This window comes from Mangrovibacter plantisponsor (assembly GCF_003182475.1).
GTDB lineage: Bacteria > Pseudomonadota > Gammaproteobacteria > Enterobacterales > Enterobacteriaceae > Mangrovibacter > Mangrovibacter plantisponsor.
Genome location: NZ_QGTS01000001.1, coordinates 179,275 through 197,550 on the forward strand (window position 1 = coordinate 179,275; position 18,276 = coordinate 197,550).

Below are 18,276 nucleotides of genomic sequence, written 5' to 3' on the forward strand. Positions count from 1 at the left end.
AAATGGCGTGAGCGGCAACCCCATTTACCGGTTCAGCGGCAACAGAACAGCTACCGCCAGCCCGCCAGTCGCGGAGGCAGATAAACGCAGTTGCCCACCATGCTGGCGGGCGATGCGCTCAACAATCGACAACCCCAGCCCGGCGCCTTTATCCTGGCGCGCCTTACCACGGTAAAATGGCCGAACAATATCAGGCCATTGTTCTGGTGGGATCCCAGGCCCGCTATCTGCCACTTCCACCACAGCCATGGGCCCTTCAAGGCGCGTAGACACATGCAAACCCGTTTGGCCGTATTTCACTGCATTTTGCATCAGGTTCATCAGCGCACGCTGAACGGAAACTGGCCGCCAGGTGAACTCAGGTAACTCTGCCAGTTGCACAGTGAAATCCACACCAAGGCCCGCGTAATCTGCCACCAGCGCTTCTACCAGGTGATTGAGGTTACCCGGTTGCGCCACTTCGTTATCTTCTTTACGGGCGAAATCAATAAACTGCCCCAAAATGGCGTCAATGGCCGCAATGTAACGCTCGGCGTCTTTCTGCCCGGACTGAAACAACGCAGGTTCTGCAACCACCATGCGTAGCTTGGTCAGAGGGGTGCGAATATCATGTGAAATCCCCGCCAGCATCTCTTCCCGGGCAGCATCACTACGCGCCAGTGTACTCACCATATGGTTAAACGCGCGGGTGACTGTCGCCAGCTCTTCAGGGCCCTGTGGTGGAACCGGCGCAGGCCACTCCCCGGTTGCTACCGTGCGCGCAGCCGCAGCCAGTTGGTTCAGTGGGCGCGAAAGACGCCAGTGGATCCACGCAGCGCACAAAACGGGAAACAGCATAATAATAAAAGCGACCAGAACACCGGCAGCAGGCATCTGGTTGGAAATATGCTGAGCCGAAAAGGCTATCCACCAGCCATCATCTTTACGCAGGCGAACCCACAAACGCCGCTGCTCACCATATTCCCAATGCAGTGTCACACCGGGAGGTAACTGGCGCGACAGTTGCGCGAAAAAGTGATGCAGCATCATGCCTTCTGGCAGGCTGTCATGCCGTGCGGCTGTAGGCAGTTCGCTGTCAGGAATTCCATGCATATTGATTAATTGCTGGCGGCGCTCTTCGGGCGTCAGTGTTGCGAACAACTGGTTTATCATGCTGATCTGCTGGCTGACCAGTGCGGCTGCATCATCTACCCGGGGAAACTGCACCAGGCGAATCCACACGAACCACGCAGAAGCAAAACAGAGCAAAACCATTGGGATAAGCAAAGCGAGGTTGCGGCCGAGTAGAGACCGAAATAAGCGTTTGTTGAACACAGAGCCTGGCATGTGTGCTCCTGTTACTCAGAATAACCAGGTGGGAATGAAGCCGGGCTTGTTAAGACCTGGCAGGTTTGAGCGCTAAAAGGCAGGTGAGCACTGGCACGTTGTCAGGCAATAACCTCACCGGATAACAAATAGCCTTTCCCCCACACAGTGCGCAACCAGCGTGGTTCGGACGGGTTCTGCTCAATGATTTTGCGAATACGCAACACCTGTACATCCACACTGCGGTCAAGTGCCACATAGCTGCGCCCGCGCGCGCGGGCAATTAAATTATCGCGGCTTACCGGGCGGTTAAGCGTGGTCGCCAGCGCCACCAACAAGCTGATTTCTGCAGTATTGACCTCTACAGGCGTGCCCAAATGTGTCAGCAGTGACTGCGCCAGATCCAGCTCAAACTCACCAAAACGCACTTTTTTGGGCGCAGCCGGGTTTTCGCCCCCCAGCATACGCTGGCGGCGCAAAATAGCCCGGACACGAGCCAACAGTTCCTGTGGAATAAAGGGCTTAGCGAGGTAATCATCAGCGCCACTTTCCAGGCCGGTTATCCGGTCTACCGGGTCGCCACGGGCGGTGAGCATCAACACCGGTAAAGTGTGCCCTTCTGCACGTATGCGGCGGCACACACTCAGGCCATCTTCCGGTGTCATCATTAAATCGAGGATAAGTAAATCCCAGGGAGAGCGGGCCAGCAGAACATCAAGCCGGGCGCTGTCCGCAATAGCCTGGACACGAAACCCATGCGCCTGCAGGTAATGCTGCAACATTTGGCGCAATTCACTTTCGTCATCCAGCACAATGATGCTGGCCTGGTTTTCCACTAAGCCCTGAGAGGTCACGCTGGTTTCTCCAACCTGAGTGTTACGGACTGACTGTAGCACCCGGGGCTAACAGGCCAAAGCGGGAAAATATGTCACAGTCTTACACGGCGGGATAAACGGGCAGACACCCGCTATCCCAACGCCTGGTTAAAACTGAACTGTAACTTACTTGCGCCCAACAACACCGGCTTTTTCCAGCATGGCATGCAACAGCACATTGCCGCCTTTTTCGACCTGTTCTGGTGAGGAATACTCAATTTCGTTATGGCTGATACCGTCTTTGCAGGGGATAAAAATCATCCCGGTGGGGGCGAGCATGCTCATATAGACTGCATCGTGCCCGGCGCCAGAAACAATATCCATATGGGAATAGCCCAACTGCTGAGCAGCACGGCGCACGGCATCTTTGCAGGCCGGGTCGAAAGGCGCGGCCGGGTAGTGGGAAACTTGTTCCAGCTTAACGCTCAGGCCACTTTCCTGTTCCACTTTGGCAATAAAGGCTTTCAGGGCGGTATCCATGTTATCCACATCGGCATCGGTCATGTTGCGGAAATCAATGGAGAACTTCACGCTGCCTGGCACCACGTTGCGGCTGTTAGGGTACACCTGCACCATACCCACTGTTCCCCGCCCATGGGGCGCAAACTGCCCGGCGATGGCGATCACTTCCTGCATAATGCGGGTGGAGACCTGGAGTGCATCCTGGCGCATAGCCATTGGGGTTGGCCCGGCATGGGATTCCATCCCCGTTACAGTGCAGTCATACCAGCGGATCCCCAGCACGGCCTGCACCACGCCAATAGAAATATCCTGGTCTTCCAGAATCGGCCCCTGCTCAATGTGAGCTTCAAAATAGGCACCAATCGGGTGTTGCCCGGGAACTGCCGGCCCGGCATAACCAATTTTATGCAGTTCATCTTTTACAGTTTTGCCGGTGGTATCGGTGGCGGCATAGGCCTGTTCCAGCGTGAAAATACCGGCAAACACCCCGGAGCCCATCATCACCGGAACAAAGCGGGAACCTTCTTCGTTGGTCCAGAACACCATTTCTACCGGTGCTTCAGTTTCAATACCGTAGTCATTCAGAGTGCGAATCACTTCAAGGGCGGAAAGCACACCGAAGTTACCATCGAACTTGCCGCCGGTGGGCTGGGTATCGATATGGCTGCCAGCGACAATAGGTGGCAGGCTGTTATCACGCCCGGCGCGGCGCATAAACACATTACCAATCTGGTCCACTTCTACAGATAACCCGGCTTCTTTGGCCCAGGACACCACCAGGTCGCGGCCCTGGCGGTCGAGATCCGTCAGTGTCAGGCGGCATACACCGCCTTTAGGCGTGGCACCAATTTCAGCCAGGCGCATCAGTGAATCCCACAAGCGTTCGCCATTAATGCGCAGGCTCTGGGTATCTGCCGTTTTTTTCGTTGCGGATAATACTTCACTTGTCATGACTTTCTCCTTCCTTCATTGAATTCGAATAACAGGGTATTAACGCGCTACTGCCTGCGGTGCCCGCTGGCGTTCCCAGGCGGCTGCCGCACTGAAATCCGGCCCAAATGCCGGGCGTTTGATATAGCGCCCGGCACCTTCACGGGCACGTAACTCACCATCAGCCCAAACCACAACCCCCTGGCTGAGGGTAAACACCGGAACGCCGGTGACGGTCCGGCCTTCAAACACATTGAAATCATTACGGGAGTGATGGGTGGCGGCAGATAACGTTTTGCTGCCCGCCGGGTCCCACAACACCAGGTCTGCATCCGCACCCGGCGCAACACAGCCTTTACGCGGGTACAGGTTAAACAAGCGGGCGGTGTTGGCAGAGGTGATTGCCACAAACTCACTGGGTGTCAGCCGGCCACTGTTGACACCAGCATCCCAAATTACTGCCATACGCTCTTCCACCCCACCGCACCCGTTGGGAATTTTGGTGAAACTGTCGCTGCCCATGGCTTTCTGGCTGGCGCAGAACGTGCAGTGATCTGTCGCTGTAGTATGTAACTGGCCGGATTGCAGCCCGTGCCATAACGCACTTTGGTGGGATTTATCACGAAATGGCGGGCTCATCACATGGGCGGCGGCAACGGTGAAATCGGGGTGGCGATACACGCTGTCATCAATAACCAGGTGCCCGGCAAGCACCTCGCCATACACCCGCTGGCCACGGTTGCGGGCGCGGGCAATGGCTTCGGCAGATTCACGGCAGGAAACGTGCACCACATAAATAGGTACGCCCATAATGCTGGCAACAGTAATTGCCCGGTTGGCGGCTTCGCCTTCCACTTCTGGCGGGCGCGATAACGGGTGGGCTTCAGGGCCAGTAATCCCCTGTTTCAGCATTTCTTGTTGCAGGAGATACACCATTTCGCCGTTTTCAGCATGGACGGTGGGCATTGCGCCCAGCTCCAGGCAACGGCGGAAGCTGTTCATCAGGGTTTCGTCATCACACATAATGGCGTTCTTATAGGCCATAAAGTGTTTAAAGCTGTTCACCCCTTCTTCGCGCACCAGCGTGCCCATATCCCGGCGAACACTCTCATCCCACCAGGTTATCGCCACATGGAAGCTGTAGTCAGATGCGGCTTTTTCTGCCCAGCCGCGCCACTGATGGTAAGCTTCCATCAAGGGCTGCTGCGGGTTTGGTATCACAAAATCAATAATGGTTGTGGTGCCTCCCGCCAGAGCCGCCGAAGTACCGCTGTAGAAATCATCTACCGTAGTGGTGCCCATAAACGGGAAATTCATATGTGTATGCGGGTCTATGCCACCGGGCATCACGTACAACCCACCGGCATCCAGCGTTTCAGTGCCCGCCGGAATATCCCACTCGGCGGCATCACCCACGGCAACAATCTTCCCGCCCGCACACAACACATCGGCGCGTTGCTGGTAATCGGCATTCACCACCGTACCGCCTTTAATCAACACATTACCCATTGTTTTCTCCTTTCTGTTCAGGGTTCAGGCGGTGGTTGCCATCGGGTTATTGGGGTGCGTTGTCCAGTTGGCATACTGGTCGGTCACCACTTTACCGGTGCGTTTATCCACTTCGCCGGGTTGCAAACTACGCAGAGAAATACAGTTTTCTACCGGGCAGACAGAGGCGCACAGGTTGCAGCCAACGCAGTCTTCTTCGCGCACTTCAAAGTGGCGTTCACCGTCTTGTAAGGTAGAGATGGCCTGGTGAGAGGTGTCTTCACACACCAGGTGGCAACGCCCGCATTTAATACACAGGCTTTGATCAATGACGGCTTTATCAACATGATTAAGGTTGAGGTAACGCCAGTCAGTAACACTGCCCAGCGCCATGCCGCGGAAATCTTCAATGGTGCGGAACCCTTTCTGATCCATGTAGTTTTCCAGGCCGCTAATCATGTCGCGCACAATCTGGAAACCATTGACCATCACGGCTGTACACACCTGAACGTTGCCACAACCGAGCGCGATAAATTCCGCCGCATCGCGCCAGGTGGAAATCCCGCCGATACCGGAAATCGGCAGCCCCTGGGTTTGCGCATCGCGGCCAATTTCAGACACCATATTCAGGGCAATGGGTTTCACCGCCGGGCCACAATAGCCGCCGTGGGACCCTTTATTGCCGGTATGGGGCGTCATCAGCATGGAATCCAGGTCAACGCCCATCACGGAGTTGATGGTGTTGATCAGTGAAACGGCATCTGCGCCACCAGCCCGCGCAGCTCTGGCGGGGTAGCGGATGTCGGTGATATTTGGGGTGAGTTTGACGATAACCGGCAGGCTGCAATACTGTTTGCACCAGCGGGTAACCATCTCAATATATTCAGGCACCTGGCCTACTGCCGCGCCCATGCCCCGTTCACTCATCCCGTGCGGGCAACCAAAGTTCAGTTCAATGCCATCAGCGCCGGTTGCTTCCACTTGCGGCAGAATAGTTTTCCAGGCGTCTTCTTCGCAGGGCACCATGATAGAGACCACAATCGCCCGGTCCGGCCAGCGTTTTTTCACCTGAGCAATTTCTTCCAGGTTAATGGCGAGGCTGCGGTCGGTGATAAGTTCAATATTATTCAGGCCAAGCACTTTGCGGTCTGCGCCGCGCAACGTGCTGTAACGCGGGCCGCTTACGTTAACGACATGGGGGTCAAGCCCGAGGGTTTTCCACACCACGCCACCCCAGCCAGCGGCAAATGCGCGTTCCACATTCAGGGCTTTATCGGTTGGTGGCGCAGAGGCGAGCCAGAAAGGATTAGGACTGTGGATGCCTAAAAAATTACTATGTAAATCAGCCATGAGCGTGCTCCCCGGCGAAATCAGCATGAGATGTAGCAACAGAAAGTGCCTGTGCAATGGAAACTGCGGCGATTTTTCCCTGCCGCACCGCATCAACCGTGAGATCAAGGCCACCGAAGCAACAGTCGCCCCCGGCCCAAACACCCGGCAACGAGGTCTGGCCCTGCTCATTGGTTAAGATGCGGCCCTGTTTAAGGGTTATCGCCGCTCCTGCCGGGGCCGGGTCGTAAGCCTGGCCAATCGCTTTCAGTACCCAGTCCGCCGCCAGGGTGTAACGCTCCCCACTGTCTGCCAGGCCGGTGTCACTTTGGGCCATCACACTGAATGTCACGCCAGTCACCTGGTTATTTTGCTGTTCATACGCCAGCGGCGCAGACCAGTAACGCAGCGTGACACCGTTGTCTTTGGCAAACGCCTGTTCTTTGGGCGAAGCTTTCATGGATTCAGCCCCGCGGCGGTATACCAAAGTGACGTCACGCGCACCGAGCTTCTTCGCCTGAACGGCGGCGTCAATCGCCGTCATCCCACCGCCAATCACCACCACGTTACGGCCAACAGGCAACTGGCTGAGGTCCGTGCTCTGGCGCAGACGGGCAATAAAATCAACGGCATCCATAACACCTGTGGGTTCTGCTGAACCCAGGCTGGCATCGTTAACAGCCGCAAGGCCCAGGCCCAGGAAAACCGCGTCATACTCTTCACGCAGTGTATTAAGCTGCACATCCAGCCCCAGACGGGTTTGTGGGTGAAAATGAATGCCGCCCACCGAAAGCAGCCACGCCACCTCTTTGCTGGCAAAATCTTCGCCCACTTTGTAGCGGGCAAGGCCATATTCATTCAGCCCACCCGCTTTCGGGCTGGCGTCAAACATATCCACTTCGTGGCCTGCAACTGCAAGTTGATGTGCAACAGCCAGGCCTGCCGGGCCTGCACCAACCACGGCCACACGCTTCCCGGTGGCAGGAGCACGAACAAACAGCGGCTTGCCGCCATCAGCAAAGAACTGGTCGGTGGCAAAACGCTGGAGCAATGCAATATTCAGCGGTTTGCCATCCTGAGCGTTACGCACACAAGCCTGCTGGCACAGGTTTTCTGTTGGGCAAACCCGGCTGCAAATACCACCCAGCACATTGGCTTTAAGGATCAGTTCAGCTGCACCGCGCGTATTGTTTTGTGCTACGCGGTGAATAAAGCCCGGAACATCGATATCTGCCGGGCACGCCTGGCTACAGGGTGCGTCATAACAGTAGTGGCAACGGTCAGCTTCTGTTACAGCCTGGTGTGCTGTGAGTGGGGCTTCGCAATCGGCAAACTCACGCGCGTAATCTGCCGGGGCTAATCGGCCAGCCTGTACACCAGCCAGATCAATACCCAAAGGTGCATGTTTATTCACAAGCCACCTCCTGCACTTGCCAAAAATGAAACAGGGGCAGCTCGGTGGGGCAACGAACAACAACATACTGCGGGACGTCTCTGCTCATTATGCTTCTCCTGAAAGATGCAGCTCACGAAAAGTCCGGCTGCAAATTTTTGACCAAATGGTTAAGTTTTCAGGAATACCCATGCGATTTGCATGCCATTTATTTCATCTTCCTTTAACCCTGCAGAAAACAAGGCTTAAGGCCACCAACACACGCTTATCAATGCACAACATCTCTTCATTTTGGTGCATTTCGCACCATTTTTGACACTTTTAGCTACATTAAGAGGCAACAGGCATGCCATCACTCAAGACCACAAATCCGTAAAACACAACTCAGCACATGCTGGGTTGCACGCTCTTCAGCGCCTTCACTGTGGGCATCACTCCCCAGAATTGCGGCTATCTGAATGTCAAAATCGGCGTAGGTCTGGGTCATCGACCAGACGGTAAAAAAGAAGTGAGTGGTATCAGTTGCGCGTAATTTTCCCTGCGCTATCCAGCCATCCAGCATGCGTGCTTTTTCAGCCACCAACTGGCGTAACTGATTTTGCAGTAACGGGTGCACCACCTGTGCGCCCTGCAATATTTCATTGGCAAACAGTTTTGAGGCATCCGGGCGCGTAAAGCTGAAGCGGATTTTTTTGCGTACATAAGCTTCCAGCGCCGCTTTAGGGTCTGCGTCCGCCACCATGACTTCGAGTGGCGCCAGCCAGTCATGGAGAATGCGCTCCAGTACCCGCAGATAAAGGTTTTGTTTATTGCCGAAGTAATAGTGAAGGTTGGGCTTGGGGAGTTGGGCTTCATCGGCTATTTGTTGCATGGTCGCACCGCGAAAGCCATAACGGGCAAACACCCGCTCAGCCGCAGGCAGGATAACGGCTTCATTGTCCTGGCGAATGCGCCCTTTATCCGGGCTTTCCACCATGCCACTGAGCAATACATCATTCATCAGTTAACTTACGCCTCCGAAACGAATGAAAAGCGCCCTCCCTGGCGCAAAAGCATTACTGCAGTTTGGCAGCGGCATCCCATACTGCGTGGGACATAGCCGCATCGCCCGGGTCTTTCTTAATCACCGGGGTATCGCCGCCACTGTGCAGCAGAACATCAATGGTGCGATGGTAGGCTGCCGGGTCAAGCCAGCCAATTTTTGGGGTGTTCGCGTTGGTTATCAGTTTGGCGACATTTTCCATCTGGCGTGTTTGCCCTTCCACGGTGGAAGCACCAGAGGCATCTTCAGCAACCACAATTTTTGCTGCTTCTTCCGGGTGTTTAACGGCATAGTTCCACCCTTCAAATGACGCTTTCAGGAATTTCGCCATTTTGCTGACAAACGCCGGGTCCTTGAGGTCCGGGCCACGCACGTACAGGCCGTCTTCCAGGGTTGAAACCCCTTCGTCCTCATAGGGGAAATTAATCAGTTCATCTTTTTTCAGCCCGGCGTCAATTAACTGCCAGTATTCGTTGTAATTCATGGTGGAGATACAGGCAGCCTGGTCCTGTAACAATGGGTCAACGTTGAAGCCCTGTTTTAAGATGGTGATGTCTTTACCCGGTTTCAGCCCCAGTTTGTTCATCCAGTTAAAGAAGGGGTATTCGTTGCCGCCGAACCAGACACCGAGGGTTTTGCCTTTAAAGTCTGCCGGGGTTTTAATGCCACTGGCTTTTTTACAGGTGAGCATCATGCCCGAGCGGTCATAGACCTGGGCAATATTCACTAATGGAACGCCGGCTTCGCGGGAAGCAAGCGCATCAGGCAGCCAGTCAACAATGACATCTGCAGATTTACCGGCAATCACCTGGACTGGCGAAATATCCGTCCCGCCCGGCTTGATAGTGACATCCAGCCCTTCCTTTTGATAAAAACCTTTCGCCTGAGCCACGTAATAGCCAGCAAACTGCGCCTGCGGCACCCATTTTAACTGGAGTGTCACTTTCTCTGCGGCAAAGGTTTGAAAGGCGAGCGTCGCAGACATTGCCGCCAGCAACAATCCCCGGCGAAAAGCAGAACGTTTTATCATTGAGTAACTCCTCGGGTTAGGTATGTATATCCCCAGACTCATTCCGGCATACCGCTACCAGCCGCCGGTATTAAAAAGGGAATACAAACGTGCTAAGCATCATTAATTAACGTTATTTTTCATTCACTTCGCTTACGACATACCACGCACTGTGGGATGCCAGAAATTCACCCGCCTGTCGAGGCGGACCACCAGGGCGTACATCAGCGAGCCGGCAACGGAGGCCACCACAATGGCAGACCACACCACCGGCATATGCATGCGCGCAGATTCAGTAGAAATACGAAAGCCCAGCCCGGCAGTGGGCGAGCCAAAAAACTCCGCAACAATGGCGGTAATTAATGACAGCGTCGCATTCACTTTCAGGGCACTAAAAATGAATGGCATGGCTTCAGGCAGGCGCAGGGAAAGCAGGCTCTGGCGCGGCGTGGCGGCATAGCAATACATCAGTTCCTGCTCCATTTTCCCGCAGGATTTCAGGCCAGCCAGGGTACTCACCAAAGCCGGGAAGAAGGTGACCAGGGTGACAACAGCCGCTTTGGAAGGCCAGTCGAAGCCAAACCACATCACCGCTATCGGCGCCACCCCCACTAATGGCACGGTACTGGTCAGGTTGGCCACTGGCAGCAATCCGCGTTGCAGGAACGGCAGGCGGTCTATCAACAAAGCAACCACAATACCCAGCCCGCTTCCCAGGACATAACCCGCCAGGACAGACTTAATCACCGTTTGCAGGACATCGCCCATCAGCATACCTGAGCTGCTCACCAGCGCAGACACAATCGCCAGCGGCGCAGGCAAGATGACCTGGGGCACATCAAATGCCGTGACCAGGATTTGCCAGAACACCAGGATCCACAGCCCTAACAGGCTGGCAACCAGGCTTGCCGGTAGTGGCGTGCGGGCAAGGCGCTGCACACTGACCACCGCCAGTAATGCCACCGCCGCCAGAGTTAACCCGCTGAGCGGCAACCACGCAAGCCACACGGTACCTGCCGCCAGAGTGATAGCAAAAGCCGCCATGCGCCAGACCGGCAATGTGGGTGAACAGGCCAGCAGCGCACTGATAATCAGCACCAGGTTTACCGCCGCCAGCGCACCGTTCACCGGCGAGGCAACAGAGAGTTGGACCAGGGATAAAGCCAGTAACAGCAGTGCCAACAGCAGTGAGATAACACCCGGAATAGTTTTACTTTTCATCACGCCCCCTTACGCTTACGCATGACCAGGCGTTCAGCCAGTGTGACCATGCCGGTTAGTACCAGGCCCAGCAGCGACGCCATCACCAGAGCCGACCAAATCTGCACGGTATTACCGTAATAAGAACCGGTCAGCAGGCGAGCCCCTAACCCGGCCTGCGCACCTGTAGGCAGTTCTGCCACCATGGTGCCCACCAGCCCACTGGCAATCGCGACACGAAAAGCGGGGAACAAATAAGGCAAAGCGGAAGGCAGGCGCACCATCCAGAAGATATGGATCCGGCTGGCCGCCCAGGTGTGTACCAGTTCCATCTCCATTTTTTGCGGGGAACGCAGCCCCTGCACAGTGGCTATCGTCACCGGGAAAAAGCACAAATACATGGCGATGGTGGCTTTCGGCAACATACCTGTTATCCCCATGCTGCCGAGAATGATCAGTACGATGGGAGCAATAGCCAGTACCGGAATGGTTTGTGAGGCTACAATCCACGGCAGCAATGCTTTATCCAGGGTGCGAGAATGAACGATACACACTGCCAGCAAAATCCCCAACACCACCCCCATGGCGAAACCGGTTAATGCGGCGCTGGCCGTTACCCAGGTGTGCAACAGCAGGTTACGCGGCGATGTTACCGGCCATTGAGTGAGGCTGTTCCAGATATCAGCAACAATTTGGTGGGGAGCAGGCAGTAACGGGCGAGTGGCATTCAGTGAGGCAACAATCAGATCTGCCGTGTTCCAGGAAGCCCGGTGGGACAACACCCGGTCAATGGTGCCATGGGCATTCAGCGCCACAGCCAGGGCGTACCACAGCACGACCACTGCCAGCAGTACCACACTGACGGGCAGCGTATGGAACGTTAAACGCCTGCCCCAGGAGAGCGTTCTAGTGGTCATGATGCCCCTCCACCAGCGCTTCCCTCACCGCCTGAGATAACTGCATAAATGCAGCTGTGTCGCGGATTGACAGGTCGCGCTCAGCAGGCAGGGGCGAATCAATCACTTTAATAATGCGCCCGGGCCGTGGAGACATAATGACGATTTTGGTGGACAGGTACACTGCCTCAGAAATGGAGTGGGTCACGAACACCATAGTGCGTTGCTCGTGATACCACAGTTGCTGCAGTTGTTGGTTGAGGTTGTCGCGGGTCAGTTCATCCAGCGCGCCGAAAGGTTCATCCATCATCAATATTTTGGGTTCAAAACCTAAAGCACGGGCAATGGAGACACGCTGCTGCATGCCGCCGGATAACTGCCAGGGGTACTTTTTCTCAAACCCTTTCAGCCCAACACGGGCCAGTTGCTCACGGGCAATTTCATCACACCGGCCTGGCGGCACACCCTGAATTTGTAACGGCAACATGACATTTGCCAGCACCGTGCGCCACGGGAGCAATACCGGTGCCTGGAAGACATAACCATAAGCCCCGGCCTGGCGGGCTTCAGAAGGAGACATATCGTTGACCAGCAACTCACCTGAACTCACCTGTTCGAGATCGGCAATGGCACGCAGTAAGGTTGTTTTTCCGCAACCGGACGGCCCAATGAAAGAGACAAACTCACCCTGGCGAATTGTCAGATTCACATCTTTAAGTGCATGTACTGGCTGGTCTGCCGCCGGGTAAATGACATTTACATCACGCACCGTAACGGCTGGCCGTGCCGTGGCAGGCTTTAAGGACACCACGGCAGACTCTTCCTCATACATTAGCTGGCTCATTCCCCTGCTCCCCCTGTCAATTTTTGACTGGTTGGTTAAGTTTCTCTTGGTTATGCCATTTTTGTGCCAGAGTGAAAAACCGCAAGAACACAGCACGTTTAAAGCAATTGGCGGCAGGATATGAACTTTTATTGACCATATGTGGTGCAAAAAACAGCAGAGTTGCTTTGTGATGGGGCAAGGAAAGTACGTGGGCAATAAAACTGTGGTCAGGGCTGCCCAAAAAGTGATGAAAAAGGCAGCAACTGCCATCCTATAAAAGGCTCGCAGTTGCAGTTAGTGACAGATGCCCACAACCGCTGTGGCAGTTGGTGGAAAAACCAGCAAAAATACCGTCATGGCTATCAGAATGACTAATATCTGTAGCCCGATGCTGAACATTCTTTCTGCCAGAACAGCAACACTGGCATAACCGGCAAAAAACGGTATGGTTTGCTGATGAAAATTGTTGATGACTTTCAGGAACTCCCCATGGAAAACCCGCTTACCTTCCACCGCTACCACGGCCTTGGCAACGACTACCTGGTCTGCCACCACAGTGTGGCTGCGCAACTGACTAACCAGCAGATCCAGCGTATTTGTGACCGCCATTACGGCATTGGCTCCGATGGCCTGTTGGTGGATGGCGATGACGGCGATATCCCCACATTGCGTATTATTAACCCCGATGCTTCAGAAGCCGAGAAAAGCGGAAATGGGCTCAGGATCTATGCCCGTTATCTGTTCGATTGCGGCCGTGTGGCGCACACGCCTTTTAAGGTAAACACCCTGGGCGGCCAGGTTTCCTGCCTGGTGGAAGAAGGGGCACATCAGGTAGTTGTCGATATGGGCGAAGCCCGTTTTAACCCTGCCGCCCTGCCAGCATTAGTAGAAGGCACAGAAGCACTGGCTCTGCCATTAATGCTGGGTGGCAAATCCTGGCAGGCAACGCTGGTATCTATGGGTAACCCACATTGTGTTATCCGTGTGGAAAAGCTCGACCTGGAGCTGGTCCGGCAGTTGGGTGGGCAAGTGGAAACCCTGCCATTATTCCCCCGGCGCACTAATGTGCAGTTTGTGGAAGTTGTGGACCGCAATAATATCAATATTGGTATCTGGGAGCGGGGAGCCGGTTATACCCTGGCTTCCGGCAGCAGCAGTTGTGCCGCCGCCAGTGCCATGTACAAACTGGGGTTAGTGGATGAACAAGTCACCGTGCATATGCCTGGCGGGCAGCTCACTATCACACTGAATAAAGATTTCCAGGTCAGAATGCGCGGCCCGGTGCAGAAAGTTGCTACTATTCAGCTGGATAACGACTGTTTTTTTGATATGCACAGTTAAGCTCATACTAAGCCCGGTATATAACCGGGCTTCGCTTTTTGCTCACAAAACCCCACCGGATCAGTGTATTCCCTTCAAGTTATTCCCCGATTAGTCGATAGCAGATAGATAAAAAAATAATTTCCTGCCTATAACTTGTTACTCACCGGGAGTTCAGAATGAAAATGACCGTTCGGGCGCGTTTAATCGGTATAATTGGTTTTCTCTGTATTTTACTAGTGATCACCTCCGTTTGGGGGATCTTTGGCCTGCACAGTGCAGAACAGCGAGCAGAAAGCACCTACCGTACTGAACTGCTGCCCTTGCAATACTCTTCCCGTTTGTACCGCATGGTGCAAAACCAGTCTTCTACATTATTCGAAGCGTTACGTTACTGGACCAGTGCCAGTGAAGTAGAAACTCGTCTGACCGTTATTCAGGAAGACAGTGAAAAAATTGCCGCCGCCCGTAAAGCCTGGGCTGGCCTGGATACTCATAAAGACATTGCCGGGTTGCGCGACAGTTTTTTCCAGGATCTCGACAACTACCAACAGGCACTGAATGAAGCCGGGGGGTTGCTCAAACAAGGTAACCCTTCCGCTGCGCTGGTGGTGATTGAAACCCGCCTTCGGGTGCATTCACGGGCAATGGCAAAGAATATTGATACCCTCGATGCACAAATGCGCACGCTGGCAGAGAAGAATTACCAGCAAAGTAACAACGCCTATCTGCTGGCGCGTAACAGCCTGATAGTGATGCTGATTGTCGGGTTACTGGCAGGCATTATCGCAGGCTGGCTGCTGATTCGCTCATTACACCAGACACTTTCCCGCGCCCGTAACCTGGCGGAATCCATTGCCAATGGTGAACTGAACCACCGTGTCACCGCCAGCACACGTGACGAACTTGGGGAACTGATGCAGTCACTCGCCACGATGGATGTGCGCTTGTCAGATATTGTGCAGGATGTCAGTAGCAGCGCAGATATTCTGCGTGATGCGGCTCGCCAGATGGCTCAGGGCAACGACGACCTTTCCGAACGCACTCACTCCCAAGCCAGTTCACTGGAGGAAACCGCTGCCAGCATGGAGCAAATGACGGCCACCGTGAAACACAACGCGGAAAATGCTTCACAGGCAGATGCACTGGCAACCACCGTGCGCGAACAGGCACAACGTGGTAGCGATGTCTTAAACAGCGCGGTAAGCGCCATGCGTGAAATTGAAGAAGCCAGTAACCAAATTGCCGATATCAACCGGGTGATTGATGAACTGGCCTTCCAGACTAACTTACTGGCACTGAACGCTGCGGTGGAAGCCGCAAGAGCGGGTGAGCAAGGGCGTGGTTTTGCCGTAGTTGCCACCGAAGTGCGCCAGTTAGCCCAGCGCTCAGCTAAAGCTGCAGCAGAGATCAAAACCCTGATAGACGCCAGCGTGAGCAAAATTAACACCGGGAGTAACCTGGTCAGCCGCTCCGGTGACATGCTGAATGAAATTAACCAGGGCGTTGAACGCGTGGTTCATATTGTGGGTGAAATTGCAGTTGCCAGCCGGGAACAATCAAGCGGCATTGAGCAAGTCAATGCGGCAGTAAACCTGATGGATACGGCTATTCAGCAAAACGCCTCGCTGGTACAGGAAGCAAGCCATGCCAGCCAGACTGTACGCCAGCACGCTGACTTGTTGGTGGAAAAAATGGCCTTTTTCCACACACAAAATAGTAAAGCCACGCGGCAGGGAACGGCAACGCACACTGCGATTGAATACAAGGAGGCATGATGAGCAAGTTACTGGCCTCACTTTGTCTGGTATTCCCGGTGCTCGGCTGGGCCGACACTACACTGAAAATCGCCACCATCAGTAATGGCGACATGACGATTATGCAACAACTTTCAGACCGGTATGAGCAGTCTCACCCGGGCGTCCATTTGCAGTGGCATGTAATGGACGATGGCACACTGAGAAAAACGATTTATTCCTCAATGGAAGGTAACGGCGAACGTTTTGATGTGATTACCGTCGGCACATACGAAGCACCGTTATGGGGAGAGAAAGGCTGGCTTGCGCCACTGAACAATTTACCCGACAGTTATGACGTGAACGATTTACTGCCCCCATTGCGCAAGGCACTTTCATGGCATAACACGCTGTATGCCCTGCCGTTTTATGGTGAAAGCAGTATGACGTATTACCGCAAAGATTTGTTTGCCGCAAAAGGGCTGAGCATGCCGGCAGAACCCACCTGGCAGGATATTCAGCATTTTGCAGCCGAACTGACGGACAAGAGCAAAGGCATTTATGGTTTGTGCCTGCGCGGGCAACCAGGCTGGGGCGATAACGTTGCGCTTATCAACACAATTGCCAACGCTTATGGTGCGCAGTGGTTCGATGAAAGCTGGACACCAACCATGAATACACCGGAGTGGCGGCGGGTTCTGACTGACTATGTCGCAATGGTGCATGAGTACGGCCCACCCGATACAGTAGACAACAGTTTTGGGCAGATCCTGCGCCTGACGGCACAGGGGGAATGCGCCATGTGGGTGGACAGTACCGTTGCCGCCGGGCTGCTGACCAACCCGCAAATTTCGCTGGTGGCCGACAAACTGGGGTTTGCTTCAGCGCCCCATGATATTACCCGCAATGGCTCTCATTGGTTATGGGCATGGGCGCTGGCGGTACCCGCTAACAGTTCCCAGCGGGAACAGGCAGTAGATTTCATCGCCTGGGCCACTTCACGTGGGTATATCCAGGAAGTTGCCAAAGTGGTGGGCTGGGGGTCTGTTCCTCCGGGTAGCAGGCAATCGACCTATGCTGAAGCAGGCTACCAGGCACTGGCACCCTATGCCAAACAAGTGCTGGCCGCCATGGAAACGGCCTCACCGGAAACACCGACACTGAACCCGGTACCCTACCAGGGGATTCAGTATGTCAGTATCCCCGGGTTTGACCAGATGGGCAGCCAGGTGGCACAAAACATCGCTAACCTGTTAACGGGCAAACTGACAGTGGATGAAACGCTGAGTGCCAACCAGCAGGCTGTGCTGGATGTCCGGCAGAAAATCCACTAACCCCAAAGGATAACTGCCCCATGCTTAATCAACTGGGGCAGTATTTTCAGGATGTTATTTACCGCTGACGGCAGCCATACCTTTTAATAACGCGGCATTAAACACCGCCGGGTCCTGAATTTGTGGGGCGTGGCCCAGATTATCGAATTCAACCAACGTGGCGTGAGGCATTTTGCTGGCCGCTTCTTTGCCCAAAACCGCATAGTTACCCAGAGTGGCCTGCACCGAAGGCGGCGCACCATCTTTACCCGGCGCGGTATTGTCTTTCTTACCCACCATAAGCAGCACTGGCATGTGTAAATCACCCCATTCATACATAACGGGCTGGGTGTAAATCATGTCGTACAGTTGTGCCGAGTTCCAGGCTATACGCTGTTTGCCCGGGCCGTTATACATACCCGCCAGCATGTTCACCCATTTATCCCATTCAGGTTGCCACTCACCGGCATAGTAAGTGTGCTGTTCATATTTGCGAATAGAAGCTGCCGTGGTTTTCAGCTCTTTTTGGTACCACTGGTCGATAGTACGGTAAGGTACGCCTTTGCGTTTCAGATCTTCCAGACCAACCGGGTCCACCAGAATCAGTTGCGACACGGAATCCGGGTACATCAGTGCAAAACGTGTCGCCAGCATCCCACCGGTAGAGTGCCCCATCAGGCGAAAGCGGGTTATTCCCAGGTGGTTCAGCAACTGGTGGGTATTTTCTGCCAGTTGCTGAAAACTAAACTGGTAAGCTGCCGGTTTGCTGGATTTGCAAAAACCGATTTGGTCCGGTGCTATTACCCGGTAGCCCTGTTCTGACAACAAGCGAATGGTGCCTTCCCAGGTATCTGAGCAAAAGTTTTTGCCATGCATCAGTACCGCCACCTGCCCATTCGCTTTTTCCGGGCGAATATCCAGGTACGCCATCTCCAGGGACTGCCCCTGGGAGGTAAAGGTAAAATGCCGGGCAGGCCAGGCGTAGTTAAAACCTTCCAGTTGCAGCCCATAGCTGGGGGTTTGCGTTTGTGCCCATACAGGAAAAGCACAACAAATCGACAGTAAAGCTGCAGGTAAAACACGTATTCCCATTATCCACCTCCATAGAAAAGCCAGGCACCAGGTATAACGGTTTCAGTTAAGTTACGGGGG

General features: G+C 54.4%; 15 protein-coding genes. 3 read left to right on the top strand and 12 right to left on the bottom strand.

Features of this window, described 5'->3' with window-relative positions; all coding sequences use genetic code 11:
• Positions 1-24: 24 nt before the first annotated feature.
• The 11 genes from DES37_RS00915 to DES37_RS00965 all read right to left on the bottom strand — a co-directional run bounded on the left by DES37_RS00915 (position 25) and on the right by DES37_RS00965 (position 12,773).
• Positions 25-1,326 carry an ATP-binding protein gene (locus DES37_RS00915; protein ID WP_110024519.1) on the bottom strand — a complete coding sequence of 434 codons (1,302 nt, stop codon included), beginning with the start codon at positions 1,324-1,326 and terminating at the stop codon, positions 25-27.
• A gap of 101 nt (positions 1,327-1,427) precedes the next feature.
• Entirely contained in the window at positions 1,428-2,159 is a 732-nt protein-coding gene (locus DES37_RS00920) for a response regulator (RefSeq protein ID WP_245929919.1), read from the bottom strand.
• A 147-nt stretch (positions 2,160-2,306) separates the two neighbouring features.
• The gene (locus tag DES37_RS00925; RefSeq protein ID WP_110024520.1) at positions 2,307-3,593 is read right to left on the bottom strand and encodes a Zn-dependent hydrolase; all 1,287 of its coding nucleotides are present in this window, start codon (positions 3,591-3,593) and stop codon (positions 2,307-2,309) included.
• A gap of 39 nt (positions 3,594-3,632) precedes the next feature.
• A complete protein-coding gene (hydA, locus tag DES37_RS00930) occupies positions 3,633-5,081 on the bottom strand; it encodes a dihydropyrimidinase (RefSeq protein ID WP_110024521.1) in 1,449 nt (482 codons plus the stop codon).
• Positions 5,082-5,105: 24 nt separating this feature from the next.
• Positions 5,106-6,410, bottom strand: coding sequence for an NAD-dependent dihydropyrimidine dehydrogenase subunit PreA (gene preA / locus DES37_RS00935; protein WP_036103719.1), 1,305 nt, complete (start codon positions 6,408-6,410; stop codon positions 5,106-5,108).
• Positions 6,403-7,803 carry an NAD(P)-dependent oxidoreductase gene (locus tag DES37_RS00940; RefSeq protein ID WP_245929921.1) on the bottom strand — a complete coding sequence of 467 codons (1,401 nt, stop codon included), beginning with the start codon at positions 7,801-7,803 and terminating at the stop codon, positions 6,403-6,405. The genes preA and DES37_RS00940 overlap by 8 nt, the downstream gene beginning before the upstream one ends.
• 331 nt (positions 7,804-8,134) lie before the next feature.
• The gene (locus DES37_RS00945; protein ID WP_110024523.1) at positions 8,135-8,782 is read right to left on the bottom strand and encodes a TetR/AcrR family transcriptional regulator; all 648 of its coding nucleotides are present in this window, start codon (positions 8,780-8,782) and stop codon (positions 8,135-8,137) included.
• 55 nt (positions 8,783-8,837) lie between these two features.
• Entirely contained in the window at positions 8,838-9,854 is a 1,017-nt protein-coding gene (locus DES37_RS00950; RefSeq protein WP_036103716.1) for an ABC transporter substrate-binding protein, read from the bottom strand.
• 132 nt (positions 9,855-9,986) lie between these two features.
• Positions 9,987-11,054, bottom strand: a complete 1,068-nt coding sequence (locus tag DES37_RS00955; RefSeq protein WP_110024524.1) for an ABC transporter permease — start codon at positions 11,052-11,054, stop codon at positions 9,987-9,989.
• Positions 11,054-11,950, bottom strand: coding sequence for an ABC transporter permease (locus tag DES37_RS00960; RefSeq protein WP_110024525.1), 897 nt, complete (start codon positions 11,948-11,950; stop codon positions 11,054-11,056). Before DES37_RS00960 ends, DES37_RS00955 begins: the two co-directional genes overlap by 1 nt.
• A complete protein-coding gene (locus DES37_RS00965; protein WP_036103707.1) occupies positions 11,940-12,773 on the bottom strand; it encodes an ABC transporter ATP-binding protein in 834 nt (277 codons plus the stop codon). The genes DES37_RS00960 and DES37_RS00965 overlap by 11 nt, the downstream gene beginning before the upstream one ends.
• Positions 12,774-13,211: 438 nt before the next feature.
• Between DES37_RS00965 and dapF the strand changes: the two genes are divergently transcribed.
• The 3 genes from dapF (at position 13,212) to DES37_RS00985 (ending at position 17,145) form a co-directional block, all read left to right on the top strand.
• Positions 13,212-14,096, top strand: a complete 885-nt coding sequence (dapF, locus tag DES37_RS00975) for a diaminopimelate epimerase (RefSeq protein WP_245929923.1) — start codon at positions 13,212-13,214, stop codon at positions 14,094-14,096.
• A gap of 158 nt (positions 14,097-14,254) precedes the next feature.
• On the top strand, positions 14,255-15,853 hold the full coding sequence (locus DES37_RS00980; RefSeq protein ID WP_110024528.1) for a methyl-accepting chemotaxis protein: 1,599 nt from the start codon (positions 14,255-14,257) through the stop codon (positions 15,851-15,853).
• Positions 15,850-17,145 (top strand): ABC transporter substrate-binding protein, encoded by a 1,296-nt coding sequence (locus DES37_RS00985; protein ID WP_245929925.1) that lies wholly within the window; start codon positions 15,850-15,852, stop codon positions 17,143-17,145. The genes DES37_RS00980 and DES37_RS00985 overlap by 4 nt, the downstream gene beginning before the upstream one ends.
• A gap of 54 nt (positions 17,146-17,199) precedes the next feature.
• On the opposite strand, the gene DES37_RS00990 is transcribed toward DES37_RS00985, so the two are convergent.
• Positions 17,200-18,216, bottom strand: coding sequence for an alpha/beta fold hydrolase (locus DES37_RS00990; RefSeq protein ID WP_110024530.1), 1,017 nt, complete (start codon positions 18,214-18,216; stop codon positions 17,200-17,202).
• Between the last annotated feature and the right edge of the window lie 60 nt (positions 18,217-18,276).